The 19015-nt window shown below is 69.0% G+C and carries 13 protein-coding genes; 1 reads left to right on the forward strand and 12 read right to left on the reverse strand.

Annotated features, from left to right (window positions below; all coding sequences use genetic code 11):
- Nucleotides 1-8 precede the first annotated feature (8 nt).
- The 12 genes from A4F85_RS18470 to A4F85_RS18525 all read right to left on the reverse strand — a co-directional run bounded on the left by A4F85_RS18470 (nucleotide 9) and on the right by A4F85_RS18525 (nucleotide 16877).
- Entirely contained in the window at nucleotides 9-1103 is a 1095-nt protein-coding gene (locus A4F85_RS18470) for an AbrB family transcriptional regulator (protein ID WP_063327390.1), read from the reverse strand.
- Nucleotides 1104-1201: 98 nt separating this feature from the next.
- Nucleotides 1202-1780 (reverse strand): hemerythrin domain-containing protein, encoded by a 579-nt coding sequence (locus A4F85_RS18475; protein ID WP_063327391.1) that lies wholly within the window; start codon nucleotides 1778-1780, stop codon nucleotides 1202-1204.
- A complete protein-coding gene (locus A4F85_RS18480; RefSeq protein ID WP_063327392.1) occupies nucleotides 1777-4221 on the reverse strand; it encodes an adenosylcobalamin-dependent ribonucleoside-diphosphate reductase in 2445 nt (814 codons plus the stop codon). The genes A4F85_RS18475 and A4F85_RS18480 overlap by 4 nt, the downstream gene beginning before the upstream one ends.
- A 55-nt stretch (nucleotides 4222-4276) precedes the next feature.
- Nucleotides 4277-4954, reverse strand: coding sequence for a carbonic anhydrase (locus tag A4F85_RS18485; protein WP_034390039.1), 678 nt, complete (start codon nucleotides 4952-4954; stop codon nucleotides 4277-4279).
- A gap of 14 nt (nucleotides 4955-4968) precedes the next feature.
- Nucleotides 4969-5790 (reverse strand): peptidylprolyl isomerase, encoded by an 822-nt coding sequence (locus A4F85_RS18490; RefSeq protein WP_063327393.1) that lies wholly within the window; start codon nucleotides 5788-5790, stop codon nucleotides 4969-4971.
- Nucleotides 5791-5893: 103 nt separating this feature from the next.
- A complete protein-coding gene (narI, locus tag A4F85_RS18495; RefSeq protein WP_063327394.1) occupies nucleotides 5894-6631 on the reverse strand; it encodes a respiratory nitrate reductase subunit gamma in 738 nt (245 codons plus the stop codon).
- Nucleotides 6628-7341 (reverse strand): nitrate reductase molybdenum cofactor assembly chaperone, encoded by a 714-nt coding sequence (gene narJ / locus A4F85_RS18500; RefSeq protein WP_063327395.1) that lies wholly within the window; start codon nucleotides 7339-7341, stop codon nucleotides 6628-6630. Before narJ ends, narI begins: the two co-directional genes overlap by 4 nt.
- Before the next feature lie 11 nt (nucleotides 7342-7352).
- Nucleotides 7353-8894: a nitrate reductase subunit beta gene (gene narH, locus A4F85_RS18505; protein ID WP_043820333.1), complete on the reverse strand. Its 1542-nt coding sequence runs from the start codon at nucleotides 8892-8894 to the stop codon at nucleotides 7353-7355.
- 177 nt (nucleotides 8895-9071) lie between these two features.
- Nucleotides 9072-12911: a nitrate reductase subunit alpha gene (locus A4F85_RS18510; protein ID WP_063327396.1), complete on the reverse strand. Its 3840-nt coding sequence runs from the start codon at nucleotides 12909-12911 to the stop codon at nucleotides 9072-9074.
- 47 nt (nucleotides 12912-12958) lie between these two features.
- A complete protein-coding gene (locus A4F85_RS18515; RefSeq protein ID WP_063328024.1) occupies nucleotides 12959-14419 on the reverse strand; it encodes an MFS transporter in 1461 nt (486 codons plus the stop codon).
- 16 nt (nucleotides 14420-14435) lie between these two features.
- A complete protein-coding gene (locus tag A4F85_RS18520) occupies nucleotides 14436-15758 on the reverse strand; it encodes an MFS transporter (protein ID WP_012203038.1) in 1323 nt (440 codons plus the stop codon).
- A gap of 156 nt (nucleotides 15759-15914) precedes the next feature.
- Nucleotides 15915-16877: a helix-turn-helix transcriptional regulator gene (locus A4F85_RS18525; protein WP_063327397.1), complete on the reverse strand. Its 963-nt coding sequence runs from the start codon at nucleotides 16875-16877 to the stop codon at nucleotides 15915-15917.
- A gap of 130 nt (nucleotides 16878-17007) precedes the next feature.
- On the opposite strand from A4F85_RS18525, the gene A4F85_RS18530 reads away from it, so the two are divergent.
- Complete coding sequence (locus A4F85_RS18530; protein WP_063327398.1) at nucleotides 17008-19002, forward strand: TonB-dependent receptor; 1995 nt, start codon at nucleotides 17008-17010, stop codon at nucleotides 19000-19002.
- Nucleotides 19003-19015 lie beyond the last annotated feature (13 nt).

Raw genomic sequence — 19015 nt, forward strand, 5'->3', positions numbered from 1 at the left:
GGTGGGCCCTAGGCCGTGCGCGACGCGGCCGGCCCGCGCGCCTCCACCCAGCGGAACAGCGGCGCCACCAGCAGCAGCACGGCGATCAGCCGGCAGACCTGGAAGGCCGTGACCACGGGCACGCCCAGCTGCAGCACCTTGGCGGTGATGGCCATCTCGGTGATGCCGCCCGGCGAGGTGCCCAGCAGCAGCGTGACCCAGGGCAGGTCCACGGCCAGGTGCAGCAGCCAGGCAAAGCCCGCGCAGATCGCCATGAGCCCCACGGTGCCCACGGCCACGGAGCCCAGCCAGCGCGGCGCGGTGTGCAGGAATTCGCGCTTGAAGCGCACGCCCAGGCTGATGCCGATCACCAGCTGCGCCGCATTGACCAGGGCCTGGGGCACGGCCGACAGTTCCTGGCCGCACATGGTCAGCAGCATGGACACCAGCAGCGCGCCCAGGAACCAGGGGTTGGCCCGCTTGAGCCGGTCCATGGCCCAGGCGCCCAGGCCCGTGAGCACGGCCAGCAGCGCCAGCCCCGGCCATTCGACGATGCGGATGCTGGGCGGCGTCAGCCCCTCCAGCCCGTGCAGGCCGCTCCACTGCAGCGCAAACGGAATGCTCACGGTGACGATGACCAGGCGCAGGCTGTGGCTGGCCGCCACCAGGTCGGTGCGCGCGTTCTCGCGCTCGGCCAGTAGCGTCATTTCAGAGGCCGCGCCAATGGCGCCCGCGAAGTAGGTGGTGGCGCGCATCTCGCCAGCCGGTATCTGCGGCATGCGCGGCGCATGCACGCGGTACAACCAGGCGCCGAAGCCCCAGCCCAGCAGCAGCGCCCAGACGATGGCCACGGCAATCGCCCACCACAGCCCCGCAATCAACTGCACCACGGCCGGCGTGAAATACAGGCCCAGCGAGGCGCCGATGATCCACTGCCCGCCGTTGCGCAGCCGGCCCGCACTGGCCGTGGGCGCGCCCAGGATGGAGGCCAGCGAGGTAGCGATCAGCGGCCCCAGCATCCAGGGCAGCGGCGTGCGCAGCCACAGGCACAGCTGGGCGGCGGCAAAGGCGCCCAGCAGGGTCAGCGAAATGCGAAGCAGGGGGATGGGGCGGCGCGCGGACATGAGGGCGTGGGCTCGTGGGCGAAAGGCAGGGCAAGGCCGGAAGCCTGCGAGTATCGCCGCGCCTGCGCCCGCGCGCTGCAGGCGGCACTACCGAAGCGCTACCGGCGCGACAGGTCTGCGCCGCGCCGCACGGCCATCTCACGGCCCATGGCCGCCTGCGTTGCCTCTGGCAGAAGGCCGCGTGCCTGGGGGTAGGCCAGCCGCTCTTCATTCTCGACATGGCTGGCATAGCAGGCCGCGAAGCGTTCGAACACCTCCTCGTCAGCCGCGCCAAAACCCTGGGTCCGCCCCTCGGCCATGTCCAGCAGCGGCGGGCGCGCCAGCGCCCAGTCGGCGCTCATCAGGCCGTGCTCACGCTGCATGCGCTGCACCAGGGCCACGGTCTGCGCATCGCCCTGCTCCAGCAGCGGCGGGAAGACATGCAACTCTTCGTCCTCATGGTGCAGCGGCGCCGCCTGGTCGAAGTAGCGCAGGATGTCGTGCGCCGCCTGGCGTGCGCTGTCGTCGCAACCTTTGGTCCGGAGATACACGCGCAGCCGGTCCAGCAGCGCCAGCATGCGCAGCACGCGCTCGTGGCAGGCTTCGAGCATTTCGAAGGGCTGGTCGAAGCCCGTGCCGGGCGCGCGCCAGCCGGGCACGGCATCGCCCTGCGGGCACGGGGCCACGGTAACTTTCACCCGCAACTCCCCAGATGGCCGCAGGCCGTGCAGTACTCGCAGCCGTCCTTGCGGATCACGGCATGGGCGCCGCATTCCTCGCATTTGCGGCCGGCCATGACCATGGGGTCGGTGGCCAGAGCTTCGGGCTCGGGCAGCGGCGATGGCGCGGGCGGTGCGCCGCTGCCGCGCCGGGCCAGGATGTTCTGCACCGCATAGGCGATGGCGGCCACCTCGGAGTCGTGCCACATGGGCACGCGCGCGCCGTCTTCGCGCTGGTGGGTGCCCAGGCGCACGGGGCCCCGGTCCCAGGCCACCTTGCGCATATCGCTGAGGGCGCGCTCCAGGAAGCCGCCGCGCGCGGCCAGTGACAGCAGGCGCATGCTGGAGGTCACCCATTGCTGGGACTCGCCGCTCTGGCCCACGGGCATGAAGAATTCGATGGCGCGGTCCACCGTGCGGCCATCGGGCAGCACCACGGGCAGGAAGGAGACGACCAGGTACAGGCGCTTGGGGCCTTGCTGGGTCCAGTACTCGATCTTCTCGGCCACGGCGTCCAGCGCGCCCTGCGGGCGGCTTTCTATCACGGTGCGCAGCGGGTCGGGTCCGGAAGCCGCGGCCCCTGCCGGCGCGGGGGAGGCCGGCTTTTCAGCAGATTCGGGCGCATGGGTTTCGAGCACGGCACCCAGGATGGTGTTGGGCCGGTAGGTGGCCAGGCCCTTGAGGCCGGCCTTCCAGGCCTGGCGGTACAGGTCCTTGAAGTCCTCGTAGGGATAGTCGGCCGCCACGTTGACGGTCTTGGAGATCGCCGTGTCCACGAAGGGTTGCACGGCCTGCATCATGGCGATGTGGCCGGCCGCAGGCATCTGCAGCGCGCTGACGAAGTAGTCGGGCAGCTGCTGCACGTCGCCGCCCAGCGAGCGGTACAGGCGCCAGGCATGGTCTTCGACCGCGTACTCGGCGCTGCCGCCATCGGCCGTGCGTTTCTTGCGCTTGTAGGTCCAGGAGAACGGCGGCTCTATGCCGTTGGAGGCGTTGTCGGCAAAGGCCAGGCTGACCGTGCCCGTGGGCGCGATGGACAGCAGGTGGCTGTTGCGTATGCCGTGCTGGCGTATGCGCTGGCGCAGCGCCTCGGGCAGGCGGCTGGCGAAGGTGCCTTCGGCCAGATAGCCATCGGCGTCGAACTTGGGGAAGGCCCCCTTCTCGCGCGCCAGCTCCACCGAGGCGCCATAGGCCGCATCTCGCATGCGCTCGGCAATGCGCGCGGCCATGGCCCGGCCCTCGGGCGCGTCGTAGCGCAGGCGCAGCATGGCCAGCGCATTGCCCATGCCCGTGAAGCCCACGCCGATGCGCCGCTTGGCCTCGCTTTCCTCGCGCTGCTGCGGCAGCGGCCACCAGGTCAGCTCCAGCACGTTGTCCAGCGCACGCACCTGCACGGCCACGGCGCGCTCGAAGGCCTCGAAGTCGAACACAGGCTCGCCCGCGAAGCCGAACGGATGGCGCACGAAGCGCGTGAGGATGACGGGGCCGAGGTCGCAGCAGCCGTAGGAGGGAAGCGGCTGTTCGCCGCAAGGATTCGTCGCCGCGATCTCCTCGCAGTAGCGCAGGTTGTTGTCGTCGTTGATGTGGTCCAGGAAGAGGATGCCGGGCTCTGCGAAGTCGTAGGCCGAGCGCATGATGGTGTCCCACAGCGTGCGGGCGGGCAGGGTCTGGTAGACCCACTGGCCGTCGGCGCGCTGGTGGGCACCCTGCTCCAGCAGGGCGGTGCCGGGGCGGGCGCGGTGCACCAGGTGCCAGGGCTGGTCTTCGGCCACGGCCTGCATGAAGGCGTCGCTGACGCCGACCGAGACGTTGAAGTTGTTCCAGCGGCCCGGCGTGCGCTTGGCGGTGATGAATTCGAGCACGTCGGGGTGGTCGATGCGCAGCACGCCCATCTGGGCGCCGCGCCGCGCGCCCGCGCTTTCCACGGTGGCGCAGGACTGGTCGAAGACGTTGATGTAGCTGCACGGGCCCGAGGCCAGCGAGGCGGTGGCGCGCACCTCGGCGCCGCGGGGGCGGATGCGCGAGAAGTCGTAGCCCACGCCGCCGCCGCGGCGCATGGTTTCGGCGGCTTCGCGCAGGGCTTCGTAGATGCCGGGGTAGCCGCCGTCGTCCACGCCCTGGATGCAGTCGCCCACGGGCTGCACGAAGCAGTTGATCAGCGTGGCCTGCAGGTCGGTGCCGGCCGCGCTCATGATGCGCCCCGCGCCTATGGCGCCGGCCTGCAGGTTGGCCAGGAACAGGGCCTCGCATTCGGCGCGGCGCGCTTCGGGCTCGACCGAGGCCAGGGCGCGGGCCACGCGGGCGTAGAGCTCGCCCACGCCGGTCTCGCCGTCCTTGAGGTATTTTTCGCGCAGCACATCGAGGCTGATGGGCTGCAGATCCGCCGCGTCCTGCGCGCGGCCCAGGTTTTCGCGATGCATTGGCATGGCTCCCGTGTTGACTTGCCTGCCGCCGTCCCTGGCACTTGCTCGGGCCTCAGTCGACAAGCACTTGTCCATCATGCTCCACGTAGGGCGGGTACGGCCCGGTGCCGCTGTGCGGAGCTTGAGATGCCGCAACAAAGCGGCCGGTCTGGACATCGAAGACATGGACTTCGCCGTCTTCGATGACATAGTGCCATCCGTGCAGGCTGAGCTGCCCGGCCTCTACCCGCGATCGCACCATGGGATAGTCCATTAACCGTTCGAGCTGCAGCACGACGGCGCGCTGCTCGGTGCGGCGCAGCGCCTCGGGGCCGGCCTGCACGGGCAGCACGGCCTCGCGGCCCAGGTCCAGCCAGCGCTGCAGGTTGCGCGCCTCGGGCGAGACCTCTCCATACAGGGCCTTGATGGCCCCGCAGTGGCTGTGGCCGCAGACCACGATGCGGCTGACCTGCAGGTTGAGCACGGCGAATTCGATGGCCGCCGCCGTGCCGTGGTGGCCGTGCGATCCGTCGTACGGCGGCACGAAGGCGCCCACGTTGCGCACCAGGAACAGCTCGCCCGGCGGCGCCCCCGTGAGCAGGTAGGGCACCAGGCGCGAGTCCGAGCAGCCGATGAACAGCGTAGTGGGATGCTGGCCCTCTTCGACCAGGGTGCGGAACTGCGCGCGGTACTGCGGGAAGGCGTGCTCGTGGAAGCGCCGCAGGCGCAGCAGCAGTTCGTCATCGGGCATGGGCACGTCCCCGGCTATTGCACCAGCGGCGAGTCGGCCGCAGCGATGCGCACGCCCACCACCTCGGACTGGCCGGCCAGCAGTTGCAGGTACTGGTGGAGCGCGCTCACCCAGGTCTGCTGGTGCAGGGCCTGGGCGACGGCCGGGCGCGCCTGCTGCCAGTCGGGCAGAACGCCCGCCTCGCGCGCGCAGACCTCAACCACGTGCAGGCCGAAGCGGCTGTGCACCAGGCGCGGCAGCACGCCGATTTCCTGGGAGGCAAAGACATCGCGCGCAAATTCGGGCGCGCAGTCGCTGCGGCCCAGCCAGCCCAGTTCGCCGCCATGCTGGCCGCTGGGGCAGTTGGACCATTGGCGCGCGGCCTCGGCAAAGCGCAGGCCGGCGTCGTCGGCACAGCGCAGCTCGATCAGCAGGGCCTCGGCCCGCTGGGTGAGGGCACGCACGTCCACGCCGGGCGTGACGGCAAACAGCACGTGGCGCAGGCGCACGCGCTCGCCCTGGGCGAAGCGCGTGGGGTTGGCATCGAAGTGGCGGCGGCAGGCGTCCTCGCCGGGCTCGGGCAGGTGCAGCGATTGCTCCAGCAGCTGCTCTATGGCCTGGGAGGCGCGCTCGCTGATGACGCCGTCGTCGCCGGCCGCATCATCGGCACCCAGCAGGCCTTCGCGCTGGGCCGCCTGGCGCAGCAGCTCGGTGCAGGCGCGCTGGCGCAGTTCGCGCTCGGGCGGGCGCTGTCCGGGTGCGTGCAGCGGCGTGGCGTTGATGCGGGCCACCTCGGCACCGGCCTCGCCCACGGGCTGGAAGGCCGGCACTTCGGGAATCGCCGGGAGATCCCCCATCGGTGCAGAAGAAGAAGAAGAAGAAGAAGAAGAAGGGGTTGGAGACGCGCAGCCGCAGTGGCCGCCGCCCGATCCGTTGCATCCATGTTCCATGTCGATCTCCTCAATGGCCGGGCTTGGCATCACGGCGTGCCGCTGATGCGGGCAGGCCCAGGCGGCGCGAGCGCACCAGCTGGTAGGGGCGCAGCAGGTAGACCAGGGTGCCGAAGCCGCTCCAGACGTGGACCAGGCGCGTGAAGGGGAAGACCAGGAAGATGCTCATGCCCAGGAACATGTGGGCCTTGAACACCCAGCCGGCCTCGGCCAGCAGTTCGGCCGCGCCGCCACGGAAGGTGACGATGCGCTGCGCCCATTCGGCCAGGGCCATCATCATGGAGCCGTCCATGTGCTTTGCCGACAGCGGTATGGTGGCCAGGCCCAGCAGCAGCTGCAGCCACAGCAGCCAGAGGATGGCGATGTCGCTGAACCTGGAGTTGGCGCGGATGCGCACGTCCGACAGCCGGCGGCGCAGCAAGATGGTGAGGCCGATGAAGCCCAGCGTGCCCGCGATGCCGCCGCTGACCATGGCCAGCAGCTGCTTGGCGCCTGCGGCCATGAAGGGCTCGTAGACGAAGTGCGGCGTGAGCATGCCCACGGTATGGCCGAAGAACAGGAACAGCACGCCGATGTGGAACAGGTTGCTGCCCCAGCGCAGGCTGCCGCTGCGCAGCAGCTGCGATGAATCGCTCTTCCAGGTGTACTGGTCGCGGTCGAAGCGCAGCCAGCTGCCGATGAAGAACACGGCCAGGCAGATGTAGGGGTAGAGGCCGAAGAGCAGGTGGTCTATCCAGGAGGGGGTCATGTCAGGCTCCTTTGGCGGGGTCCTTGGGCTTGGGGCGCCGCCGTGCGGCGCACGAAATGCACGGGCTGCTCGGCGCCGGGGCGGGATTTGCCCTGGCTGCTGCAGCCGTCGAAGGCGGCGGGTTCGGCCCAGGCCTCGTCCATGGCGGGCTCGGGGCGGATTTCCACGCGCTCGGCCCGGTGGCCGGTGATCTCCAGCACGGCCGCGATCACGCTGGCGTAGGGGCTGTCGCGCCGCGCCAGCGCCGTGAACAGGGCGTTGAGGATGTGGGCCATCTCGCCCAGGAATTCACGGGCGATGGCGGGCGGCTGGGTGGAGGCGAACTCCAGCACCACGGCCAGGTGGTCGGGCAGTTCGTCGGCCTCGAAGGCCAGGCCCGCGCGCTCGTAGGTCTGCTGCAGGTCGATCAGCGCCGGACCCCGGTCGGCCGAGTCGCCGTGCACATGCTCGAACAGGTGCAGCGAGGTCTGGTGGCCCCGGTCGAAGGTGTCCACGTAGCGGGCCTCGGCCTCGAAGGGGTCCATGGACTGCAGCTGCTCGGCCAGCTGCTGCAACTCGCGCAGCCGCGCGGGCGCCACGGATTGCTCCAGGCGCAGGGCGTCGATCAGGCCCGGCAGCAGGGCGCGCAGCTCGGCGCCCGGGTAGCCGATGAGGCAGGCCAGCGCGCGCAGCGTCAGGCGCACGGGGGTGGAGGTGTTGTGATTGAACATGGCGGCAGTCCTCACATTTGCGCGCGGATGGGGATGGTGCGCGGCTTCTTGCCGCCGAACAGGCTGGCGTCGGTGTTGCCGTCGGAGCAGCCGTTGCCGAACGAGAAGCCGCAGCCGCCGCGCAAATCGAACGCGCTTTCGGCGTATTCGCGGTGGGCCGAGGGGATGACGAAGCGGTCCTCGTAGTTGGCGATTGCCATGGTCTGGTACATGTCCTCGACCTCGTGCACCGTCAGTCCCGCGTACTGGAGCACGGCCAGGTTCTGTTCCTGGTCCACGTGCTTGCTGCGCTGGTACGCGCGCATGGCCAGCATGCGCTCCAGCGCGCGCACCACGGGCGTGGTGTCGCCGGCGGTGAGCAGGTTGGCCAGGTACTGCACGGGGATGCGCAGCTGCGAGACATCGGGCAGGTCGCCATTGATGGGGCTGCGGCCGACACTGTCGAGATGCCCGGCGTTCGCCGCCGAGGTGATGGGCGACAGCGGCGGCACATACCAGACCATGGGCAGGGTGCGGTACTCGGGGTGCAGCGGCAGGGCCACCTTCCAGTCCACGGCCATCTTGTAGACGGGGCTGGACTGTGCGGCCTCGATCCAGGCGTCGGGGATGCCGTCGATGCGGGCCTGGCGGATGACCTCGGGGTCATTGGGGTCCAGGAAGATGTCCAGCTGCGCCTGGTAGAGGTCGCGGTCGCGCTCCACGCTGGCCGCTTCCTCGATGCGGTCGGCGTCGTACAGCAGCACGCCCAGGTAGCGGATGCGGCCCACGCAGGTTTCGGAGCAGACGGTGGGCTGGCCGGCCTCGATGCGCGGGTAGCAGAAGATGCATTTTTCGGCCTTGCCGCTTTGCCAGTTGTAGTAGATCTTCTTGTAGGGGCAGCCCGAGACGCACATGCGCCAGCCGCGGCACTTGTCCTGGTCGATGAGGACGATGCCGTCCTCCTCACGCTTGTAGATCGAGCCCGAGGGGCAGGACGCCACGCAGGCCGGGTTCAGGCAGTGCTCGCACAGGCGCGGCAGGTACATCATGAAGGTGTTCTCGAACTGGCCGTAGATGTCCTTCTGGATCTGCTCGAAGTTCACGTCATGGCTGCGCTTGCTGAATTCGCCGCCCAGGATTTCCTCCCAGTTCGGACCCCATTCGATCTTCTCCATGCGCTGGCCCGAGATCAGGCTGCGCGCGCGCGCCGTGGGCGCGGCCTTGCTTTCCCTGGCCGACTGCAGGTGCTCGTAGTCGTAGGTGAAGGGTTCGTAGTAGTCGTCGATCTGGGGCAGGTTGGGGTTGGCGAAGATGCGCATCAACAGGCTCCACTTGCCGCCCTGGCGGGGCGCGATGGAGCCGTCCGTGCGGCGCATCCAGCCGCCGTTCCACTTGGCCTGGTTTTCCCACTCGCGCGGGTAGCCGATGCCGGGCTTGGTCTCGACGTTGTTGAACCAGGCGTATTCGACGCCCGGGCGGCTGGTCCAGACGTTCTTGCAGGTGACGGAGCAGGTGTGGCAGCCGATGCACTTGTCCAGGTTCAGCACCATGCCGATCTGTGCGCGGATTTTCATCGTGTTTGTCCTTTCAACGTGTGTGCACGTTTTCTTCGAGGGGTGCGCGTGGCACCTTGAAACCGCAGGCTTTGCGGAGTAGCGGTCCCATATCGGGGACAGCAAGCAAGGGCCGCCCCGCAGCGAGGCTGTCGTCCCCCTCCCGCGTAGCGAGAGAGGGGGAAGGCGCGTAGCGACTCAGGGGGTGTTCACCTCTTCATCCAGCCAATCTATGCGGCGCATCTTTCGGACCAGGACGAACTCGTCGCGGTTGGTGCCGATGGTTCCGTAGTAGTTGAAGCCGTAGCTGTACTGCGCGTAGCCGCCGATCATGTGGGTGGGCTTGAGCACGATGCGCGTGACCGAGTTGTGGATGCCGCCGCGCGTGCCGGTGATCTCCGAGCCCGGCGTGTTGATGGTCTTCTCCTGCGCGTGGTACATCATCACCATGCCCGGCTTGACGCGCTGGCTGACCACGGCCCGCGCCGCGATGGCGCCGTTGGCGTTGTACAGCTCCACCCAGTCGTTGTCGGCGATGCCGGCGCTCTTGGCGTCGTCCTCGCTGAGCCAGACGATGGGGCCGCCACGCGCCAGCGTGAGCATCATCAGGTTGTCGCCATAGGTGGAGTGGATGCCCCACTTCTGGTGCGGCGTGATGAAGTTCAGCGCGATCTCGGGGTGGCCGTTGGGCTTTTGGCCCTGCACTTCCTGCAGCGCCTTCATGTGCACGGGCGGGCGGTAGCTGACGAAGCCCTCGCCGAAGTCGCGCATCCACGGATGGTCCTGGTAGAACTGCTGGCGGCCGGTGAGGGTGCGCCATGGGATCAGTTCATGCACGTTGGTGTAGCAGGCGTTGTAGCTGACCTTCTCGCTTTCCAGGCCCGACCAGGTGGGCGAGCTGATGATCTTGCGCGGCTGGGCCTGGATGTCGCGAAAGCGGATCTTCTCGTCCTCGCGGTGCAGGGCCAGGTGGGCGTGCTCGCGCCCCGTCTGCTTCGACAGCGCCTCCCAGGCCTTGACGGCCACGTGGCCGTTGGTCTCGGGCGCCAGCATCATCACCACCTCGGTGGCGTCGATGTCGGTGACGATGCGCGGGCGGCCCTGGCTCACGCCTTCCTCGCGCACCAGGCCGTTGAGCTCGCCCAGCTGCTCCACCTCGGTCTCGGTGTTCCAGCCAATGCCCTTGCCGCCGTTGCCCAGCCTGTCCATCAGCGGGCCCAGGGCCGTGAAGCGCTTGTAGAGGTTGGGATAGTCGCGCTCGACCACGGCAATCTGCGGCGCGGTCTTGCCGGGGATCAGGGCGCACTCGCCCTTCTTCCAGTCGCGCACGCCATCGGGCTGGGCCAGCTCGGCGGGGGTGTCGTGCATCAGCGGCGTCAGCACCACATCCTTTTCCACGCCCAGGTGGCCCACGCAGACCTCGCTGAAGGACTTGGCGAAGCCCTTGTAGATCTCCCAGTCGCTCCTGGCCTGCCAGGCCGGGTCCACGGCCGCCGACAGCGGGTGGATGAAGGGGTGCATGTCGCTGGTGTTGAGGTCGTTCTTCTCATACCAGGTGGCCGTGGGCAGGACGATGTCCGAGTACAGGCAGGTGGTGCTCATGCGGAAGTCCAGCGTGACCAGCAGGTCCAGCTTGCCTTCGGGCGCCCTGTCGTGCCAGCGCACTTCCTGCGGCTTGGCCGAATGGCCGGCGCCGGGCCGCCCCAAGCCGGCCGCCCCCTGGGGGGAGGCGCGCAGCGCATCGGGGGGGTCTTGTTCTCCAAGGTCTTTTCCTTGCACGCCATGGGTGGTGCCCAGCAGGTGCTTGAGGAAGTACTCATGGCCCTTGCCCGAGCTGCCCAGGATGTTGGAGCGCCACACGAACATGTTGCGCGGCCAGTTGGCCGGGTGGTCGGGGTCCTCGCAGCTCATGGACAGCGAGCCGTCCTGCAGGGACTGCACCACGTGGTCCTTCACGTCCAGGCCCTGGGCCTGGGCGTCGCGCACCAGCTGCAGCGGGTTGGCCTGCAGCTGCGGTGCGCTGGGCAGCCAGCCCATGCGCTCGGCGCGCACGTTGTAGTCGATCATGGCGCCACCGTACTGGCTGCGGTCGGCCAGCGGGGACAGCACCTCTTCCACGCCCAGCTTCTCGTAGCGCCACTGGTCGGTGTGGGCGTAGAAGAAGCTGGTGGAGTTCATCTGGCGCGGCGGGCGCAGCCAGTCCAGCGCAAAGGCCAGCGCGGTCCAGCCGGTCTGCGGGCGCAGCTTTTCCTGGCCCACGTAGTGCGCCCAGCCGCCGCCGCTCTGGCCTATGCAGCCGCACAGCATCAGCATGTTGATGATGCCGCGGTAGTTCATGTCGCAGTGGTACCAGTGGTTCATGGCCGCGCCGATGATGACCATGGACTTGCCGCGCGTCTTCTCGGCGTTGTCGGCGAACTGGCGCGCAATGGCGATCACCTGGTCACGCGGCACGCCGGTGATCTTTTCCTGCCAGGCCGGGGTGTAGGGCGCATCGGCGTCATAGCCGCCATCAGCGCCCTCGCCTTCCAGACCGCGGTGGATGCCGTAGTTGCCCGCCAGTAGGTCGAACACGGTGGCCACGATGGCCTCCTCGCCGTCCAGCATCATGCGCGAGACGGGCACGCGGCGCAGCAGCACATCCGTGCCCTGCTCGTTGGCGTCGAAGCCCGGCGACTGCAGGCCGCCGAAGTAGGGGAAGGCCACGTCGGCCACTTCACTGTCCACGCCCTGGCCGTCCAGCACCGAGAGCTTGAGCTGCACGTCGTTGCCCGTGCGCGCCTCCTTGGATTCGAGGTTCCACAGGCCCTCGTCGGCGCGGCCGGCCTCGCCCCAGCGAAAGCCGATGGAGCCGTTGGGCAGGGCCACGCCGCCGTCCTCGCCGTAGGCCACGGTCTTCCATTCGGGGTTGCTGTCCTGGCCCAGGTGGCCGTCGAAGTCGCTGGCGCGCACATAGCGCTCGGGCACCAGGGCCGTGCGGCCGTCGGGCAGTTGCTGGCGCTTGAGGCGGATCAGCAGCGGCAGGTCGGTGTAGCGGCGCGCATAGTCCTCGAAATAGGCCGGGCGGCCGCGCTCGCCAAAGTAGAACTCCTTGAGGATGACGTGGCCCATGGCCATGGCCACGGCGGCATCCGTGCCCTGCTTGGGGTGCATCCACAGGTCGGCCAGCTTGGCGACCTCGGAGTAGTCGGGCGTGACGGCCACGACCTTGGCGCCCTTGTAGCGGACCTCGGTGAAGAAGTGGGCGTCGGGGGTGCGCGTCTGGGGCACGTTGGAGCCCCAGGCGATGATGAAGTTGGAGTTGTACCAGTCGGCGCTCTCCGGCACGTCGGTCTGCTCGCCCCAGGTCTGGGGGCTGGCCGGCGGCAGGTCGCAGTACCAGTCGTAGAAGCTCATGCACACGCCGCCGATCAGGCTCAGGTAGCGGCTGCCTGCGGCATACGAGATCATGGACATGGCCGGAATCGGCGAGAAGCCGATGATGCGGTCCGGCCCGTGCTTCTTGATGGTGTAGACGTTGGCCGCCGCGATCATGCGGTTGACCTCGTCCCAGCTGCTGCGCACGAAGCCGCCCAGGCCGCGCTGCTTTTGCCACTCGCTGCGCGCATCCGCGTTCTCGACGATGGCGGCCCAGGCATCGACCGGGCTCCTGGCCACGGCCAGGGCAGCACGCCAATGCTTGAGCAGCCGGCCGCGCACCATGGGGTATTTGACGCGGTTGGCGCTGTACAGGTACCAGCTGTAGCTGGCGCCGCGCGCGCAGCCGCGCGGCTCGTGGTTGGGCAGGTCGGCGCGCGTGCGCGGGTAGTCGGTCTGCTGGGTCTCCCAGGTCACGATGCCGCCCTTGACGTAGATCTTCCACGAGCACGAGCCCGTGCAGTTCACGCCGTGCGTGGAGCGCACCACCTTGTCATGCGCCCAGCGGTCGCGGTAGGCGTCTTCCCAGGTGCGGTCCTCGCCCGTCACCTGGCCATGGCCGTTGGAGAATTCCTGCCGGGGCAGGGAGAAGTAGGAAAGCTTGTCCAGAAAATGGCTCATCGCGGGACTCCTTGTTGTTCGTTGCGGTGCGGTCTGCGGCCCAGGACTCAGCAGGGCATCTCGGCGTTCCTGCGCGCGTAGTACCACCAGGTCACACCCACGCACAGCACATAGAAGGCGGCAAACACCCACAGCGCCAGCTCGGGCCCGCCCGTGGCGGCGATGGAGCTGCCGTAGCTCTTGGGGATGAAGAAGCCGCCGTAGGCTCCCAGCGCGCCCGCAAAGCCCAGGGCGGCCGCGCCTTCGGTATTGCCCTCCTTGAGAGCATGGGCCTGCGCTTCCTCGCTGGGATGGGCGCCGAGCTCGCGCTGCTTGAGGGCCAGGAAAATCGCCGGGATCATGCTGAAGGTCGATCCGTTGCCGATGCCCGTGGTCAGGAACAGCACCAGGAACATCAGGAAGAAGCCCATGAAGCTGCCCTCGGCAGGGCCGAAGCCCAGCGCGTAGCCGCCGCTGCCCTTGGGCAGGAAATACAGCACGCCCACCACGGCCACGGCCATGACGAGGAAGTTCCAGAACGTCACGCGCGCGCCGCCCGCCTTGTCGGCCAGCCAGCCGCCAAAGGGCCGCGACAGCGCGCCCAACAGCGGGCCCAGCCAGGCATAGGCCAGCGGGTTGACCGCCGGGAACTGGCTCTTGATCAGCAGCGGAAAGCCGGCTGCAAAGCCGATGAACGAGCCGAAGGTGCCCAGGTACAGCAGGCACATCACCCAGTTGTGCTTGCGCCGGAAGATGGCGGCCTGGGCCGCGAAGCTGGCCTTGGCGTCGGCGATGTCGTTCATGCCGAACCAGGCGGCCAGCGAGGCGATGGCGATCCACGGCACCCAGATGAAGGCCGCGTTCTGCGCCCACACCCGGGTGGTCTCGCCGGCCTTGGTGATGGTCTGCGCATCGCCGCCGAAGACGCCGAAGATGCCGGCCGTGATCACCAGCGGGCTCAGGAACTGCACCACCGACACGCCCAGGTTGCCCAGGCCCGCGTTCACGCCCAGGGCCGAGCCCTTGCGCTCCTTGGGAAAGAAGAAGCTGATGTTGGCCATGCTGGAGCTGAAGTTGCCCCCGCCCAGGCCGCACAGCAGGGCCAGGATCAGCATGGTCGGATAGCCGGTGCTGGCGTCCTGCACGGCGTAGCCGATGCCGATGGCCGGGATCAGCAGCGAGGCCGTGGACAGCGCCGTCCAGCGGCGCCCGCCCATCAGCGGCACCATGAAGGAATAGAAGATGCGCAGCGTGGCGCCCGACAGCGCGGGCGCGGCCGCCAGCCAGAACAGCTGGTTGGTGGAGTAGGTGAAGCCCAGCGCGGGCAGGTTCACGGCCACCACGCTCCAGACCTGCCAGATGGCAAAGGCCAGGAACAGGGCGGGCACCGAAATCCAGAGGTTGATCCTGGCGATGGCCTCGCCCTCGCGCTCCCAGAACTGCCTGTCCTCGGGGCGCCAGAGGGTCAGCACGCTGCCGGGGCGGCTGCGCGCGGATGCCTTTGCGGCGGTCTTGGTGTTCGCATGCATGTGCAACTCCTGCGGTTCAGCGCGCGGCCGGCTGCACATCGCTGTGGCCGCCGTGGCTGTTGAGCACGTCGGTGCGGCGCACCTCGGTGAAATACATCCAGATCAGCGACACCCAGACCACGCCGTACAGCAGCATGAAGGCGCTGGAGCGGATGCCCGTCCAGTCCAGCAGCACGCCGAACAGGATGGGCAGGATGAAGCCGCCCATGCCGCCGGCCAGGCCCACGATGCCGCTGATGGCGCCGATGTTTCCGGGGTAGTCGTCGCTGATGTACTTGAAGACGCTGGCCTTGCCGAAGGCCATGGCAATGCCCAGCACGAACATCAGCGCGGTGAAGGCATAGACGTTCAGGCCCAGGTGAAAGCGGGTGCTGCCCTCGGTGGTGAGCACCGTGAAATCGGTCTGCGGATAGGACAGCAGGAACAGGCAGATCCAGCACACCCAGAGCACCCACCAGGTCACGCTGTGCGCGCCGTACTTGTCTGACAGCCAGCCGCCGATGGCGCGCAGCACGCCGCCCGGCAGCGAAAAGCAGGCCGCCAGCAGGGCCGCCACGCGGATGTCCAGGCCGTACTCGCCCACGTAGTACTGCACCATCCACAGGCTCAGCGCCACATAGCCGCCGAAGACGATGCTGTAGTACTGGCAGTACTTGAGCACGCGCGGGTCCTTGAGCGCCTTCAACTGGTCGCTGAAGCGCACGTTGCTGGGCACCAGGTGGGCCGGGTCGCTGTGGCTGAACAGCCAGAACAGCACCAGCGCGCCCAGCATGATGGCCGCATAGGCATGCGGCACGGCGGCCCAGCCGAAGGCCACCAGGATCACCGGCGCCACGAACTTGTTGACCGCCGCACCCGAGTTGCCCGCGCCGTAGATGCCCATGGCCATGCCCTGGCGCTCCTTGGGAAACCAGCGCGCCACATAGGGCGTGCCCACCGAGAACGAGCCGCCCGCCAGGCCCACGAACAGGCCGATGGTCAGGAAGTGCCAGTACTCGGTGGCATAGCCCATCACCCAGATCGCGGGCACGGTGACGGCCATCAGCACCGCCATCACGATGCGCCCGCCGAAGCGGTCGGTCCAGATGCCCAGCGGCACGCGCACCAGCGAGCCCGTGAGCACGGGCATGGCCGTGAGCAGGCCGAACTGCGTGGCGTTCAGATCCAGCATCTTCTTGATGGGGATGCCGATGATGCCGAACATCATCCAGACCATGAAGCAGACGGTGAAGGCCAGGGTGCTGACGGCCAGGACCGACCAGGCCTGGCGGTCGTGGCGTGTGCCTGTGCTGGTGCTCTTTCGGGGGTCGCCCTGTGCGGTGGGCGCTGTGTTTGCCATTTTGTTTTCCTCGTGGGGGCTATGGCTTCCATGGTCCCGCGCGAGGGCCGCGCCGCACATCCGCCAGCCGTACGCTCGGACAAGGCGGAAGAACTAGGAGCGCGCAGGCGGGCCTAGTTCCAAAGAACTATCGGGGACAAAAAGGCTTGACGCAGATCAGGAGCGGCGGCCAAACACGGACTTCGGGCTGCGCCCGTAGAACCGCGCAAATGCCGCACTGAAGTTCGACGGATGGGCATAGCCCACCTGCCAGCCGGCCTGGGCGACCTGGCAGCCGGTCTCCAGCAGCGCCCAGGCGCGGCGCATGCGCAGCTCCAGCAGCAGGGCCTGGGGCGTGGTGCCGAAGACGGCGCGAAAGCCCTGCTTGAGCCGGTGCTCGCCCAGGCCCACGGCGGCGCTCAGGTAGGCCAGGGTCAGCGCGCGGTCCATCTGGGTGGACAGCAGTTCGCGCGCCTGCTCCAGCCGGGCCAGTTCGTCGGCCGACCAGCGCAGTGCCGCCTTGGCCGGCTGCGGCGCAGGAGCGAGGTGGCGCAGCTCCAGCGCGGCCAGGCTCAGCATGGCGATGTGGCGGTCCAGCGCATCGGTGGGCTGGTGCCCGGGCGGCTGGGCCAGGCGCCGCGCCAGCGCCAGACTGGCCGGCAGGCTGGCACGGTGGTCCAAGGGCCGCACGCCGGCCGCGCCGTCCACCTGCGTCAGCCGCCACGAAAGCTCGGCCCCCAGATAGCGGTCCAGCGCCGCGCCCGACAGCAGCAGGCGCAACTGGCGCACGGTCTGCCCGGCCGCATAGCGGCGCTCGCCCTGGCTGCCGCGAAAGGCTGCCAGCGTGGTCTGCCCCGCGCCGAAGCGCAGCGCCGCACCCGTACGCGCCACAAAGCCCGATTGCCCGGCCAGCCCCAGCGTGATGACCAGGGTGCGGCCCTGGTCCGAGGCATCGGCCTGCACGCTGTCCTCCGCCAGATCGCGCAGCGGGCAGTAGTGCGAGCGCGCCAGCACGATGCCGTCGCCCAGCGTGAAGCGCTCCGCATGGCAGTCGCCCAGCTCGGCGGGCAGGGCATGCCGCGTCCAGCCCGGTGCACAGGGCTGGGGCAAGGCAAGCGAGGAAGGGATGCGGGAGGTCATGTGCGAGGAATGGAGGCGCGCTTCGCATAGGAAATGCTCCGGCGCGCATACGTTTTCAAATGATAGCGATTCTCATCTTCCCTAGCATCGGTCTCCAACGAGATTCCTTTTTGGAGAGGACGAGAAAACCATGGCATTCCCCCTTCGCTGGCCGGCCGCGCTGGCCCTGGCCCCCTTCACGGTGGCGGCCCAGGGCCAGGCGCCCGAAGCCACCCTGCCCGAGATCACGGTCACGGTGAACAAGCAGGCCGAGAGCCTGGACGCCGTGCCCGCCAGCGTCTCCGTCTTCGACGGCGCGGCGCTGGAGGCGGCCGGCGTGCGCGGGCTGGACGCGCTGTCCGCCCAGGTGCCGGGCTTTGTGTTCCAGGCCTTCGGCCAGTCGGGCGTGCAGCCGCCCGTGATGCGCGGGCTGACGGCCAACTTCGTGTCGTTCTCCTCGTCCACGCTGCTGCTGGTCGATGGCGTGCCCACGCTGATGGCCCAGGGCTTCGAGCACAACCTGCAGGGCGTGGACCGCGTGGAGGTGCTGCGCGGCCCGCAATCGACGCTGTACGGCCGCAATGCCGAAGCGGGCGTGGTCAGCATCGTCACGCGCCAGCCCGGCGACACGCCGTATGCATCGATCAGCGCCGAGGCCGGCCACCACGGCCAGCGCGCAGGCAGCTTCGAGCTGGGCCGCGCCCTGGTGCCGGGCCAGCTCTACATCGGCCTGTCGGGCGAGTGGCACGCGCAGGACGGTTTCATACGCCAGCAGGCGACGGGAGCGCGCGTGGACGACCGCGAGCGCGCCAGCGGCCGCCTGGCCCTGCGCTGGACGCCCACGGCCGAGACCGAGGCCACGCTGCGCTACGCCCAGCAGCGCTGGAACGACGGCGCCGCGCAATGGGGCAGCATTGCCGCGCCGCGCGCCACGGTGAACTCGGGCACGGACAGCTGGAACCGCTCGCGCGGGCAGACGCTGTCGCTCGATGTCTCGCATCGCTTTGCCTCGGGGCTGCGGCTGCGCTCCATCACCGCGCGCAATGTCTTCGATGACCGCGTGCTGCAGGACACGGACTTCCAGCGCGCCGACCTGCTCCACGTGCGGCGCGACTACCGCCTGGCCACGACCTCGCAGGAACTGCGCCTGGAGGGCGAGGCCGCAGGCCTGTGGAACGCGCGCTGGCTGGCCGGCCTGTACCTGGACCGCGACGACCATGACCTGCGCTACGAGCAAAAGCTGCCCGCCGCACTGATGCGGCCCACGGCCGGGCTCATGGGCAGCACGGCGGCGCTGTTCACGCATTGGACCGTCCCGCTGTCCGAGCGCTGGACGCTGGCGGCCGGCGCGCGCGTGGAGCGCAACCGCGTGGAACTGGCCCCCGTGGGCGCGGCGGCGCGCAGCGACGACTGGTCGCGCTTGAGTCCCAAACTCTCGCTGCAATACCAGTGGTCGCCCCAGGGCCAGATCTACACCAGCCTCAGCGAGGGCTACCGCGCGGGCGGCTTCAACGTGTTCTCTCCGGCCATGGGCTATGCGGCCTACGAGCCAGAGACCGTGCGCGCCTGGGAGATCGGCGCCAAGGGCCGGCTGCTGGGGCAGCGCCTGCGCTATGCGGCCTCGGTCTACACCCAGCAGGTGCGCGACATGCAGGTGCAGCAGATGGGCCTGCCGGGCGTGGTCTACATCACCAATGCGGCGCGGGCACGCTCCACGGGTGCGGACTTCGAGCTGGACTATGTGTTCGGCGGCGGCTGGCAGCTGCAGACCGCCCTGGGCCTGAACCGCACGCGCTTCGGCAGCTTCCGCGACGGCGCCGCCGTCTACGACGGCCACCGCAACCCGTTTGCGCCCGACATGACGGCCCATGTGGCGCTGCGGTACGACGCGCCCGGCCGCTGGTGGGCGCAGGCCGCCGTGCAGGGCACGGGCAAGGTCTACCTGGACGCCGCCAACGCCTACCGCCGCCCCGGCTACGGGCTGCTCAACCTGTCGGCCGGCTATGCCCAGGGGTCCTGGGAAATCGCCGCCTACCTGCGCAATGCCGCCAACCGCCGCTACGACGCCGTGGGCTACCTGAATGGTCAGGTCGTGGTCTACAGCCCGCCGCGCGAGTTCGGCGTGCGCCTGACCTGGCGCATGTGACTCCCTTTCGTGA

This window comes from Delftia sp. GW456-R20 (assembly GCF_001622915.1).
Classification (GTDB): domain Bacteria; phylum Pseudomonadota; class Gammaproteobacteria; order Burkholderiales; family Burkholderiaceae_C; genus Comamonas; species Comamonas acidovorans.

Excerpts from the sequence above, each read along its gene's own strand:
- A4F85_RS18480 (WP_063327392.1), bottom strand. The coding sequence starts at position 4,221 with ATGCATCGCGAAAACCTGGGCCGCGCGCAGGACGCGGCGGATCTGCAG.
- A4F85_RS18470 (WP_063327390.1), bottom strand. The coding sequence starts at position 1,103 with ATGTCCGCGCGCCGCCCCATCCCCCTGCTTCGCATTTCGCTGACCCTG.
- A4F85_RS18515 (WP_063328024.1), bottom strand. The coding sequence starts at position 14,419 with ATGCATGCGAACACCAAGACCGCCGCAAAGGCATCCGCGCGCAGCCGC.
- narH (WP_043820333.1), bottom strand. The coding sequence starts at position 8,894 with ATGAAAATCCGCGCACAGATCGGCATGGTGCTGAACCTGGACAAGTGC.
- narJ (WP_063327395.1), bottom strand. The coding sequence starts at position 7,341 with ATGTTCAATCACAACACCTCCACCCCCGTGCGCCTGACGCTGCGCGCG.
- A4F85_RS18525 (WP_063327397.1), bottom strand. The coding sequence starts at position 16,877 with ATGACCTCCCGCATCCCTTCCTCGCTTGCCTTGCCCCAGCCCTGTGCA.
- A4F85_RS18485 (WP_034390039.1), bottom strand. The coding sequence starts at position 4,954 with ATGCCCGATGACGAACTGCTGCTGCGCCTGCGGCGCTTCCACGAGCAC.
- A4F85_RS18490 (WP_063327393.1), bottom strand. The coding sequence starts at position 5,790 with ATGGGGGATCTCCCGGCGATTCCCGAAGTGCCGGCCTTCCAGCCCGTG.
- A4F85_RS18530 (WP_063327398.1), top strand. The coding sequence starts at position 17,008 with ATGGCATTCCCCCTTCGCTGGCCGGCCGCGCTGGCCCTGGCCCCCTTC.
- narI (WP_063327394.1), bottom strand. The coding sequence starts at position 6,631 with ATGACCCCCTCCTGGATAGACCACCTGCTCTTCGGCCTCTACCCCTAC.
- A4F85_RS18510 (WP_063327396.1), bottom strand. The coding sequence starts at position 12,911 with ATGAGCCATTTTCTGGACAAGCTTTCCTACTTCTCCCTGCCCCGGCAG.
- A4F85_RS18520 (WP_012203038.1), bottom strand. The coding sequence starts at position 15,758 with ATGGCAAACACAGCGCCCACCGCACAGGGCGACCCCCGAAAGAGCACC.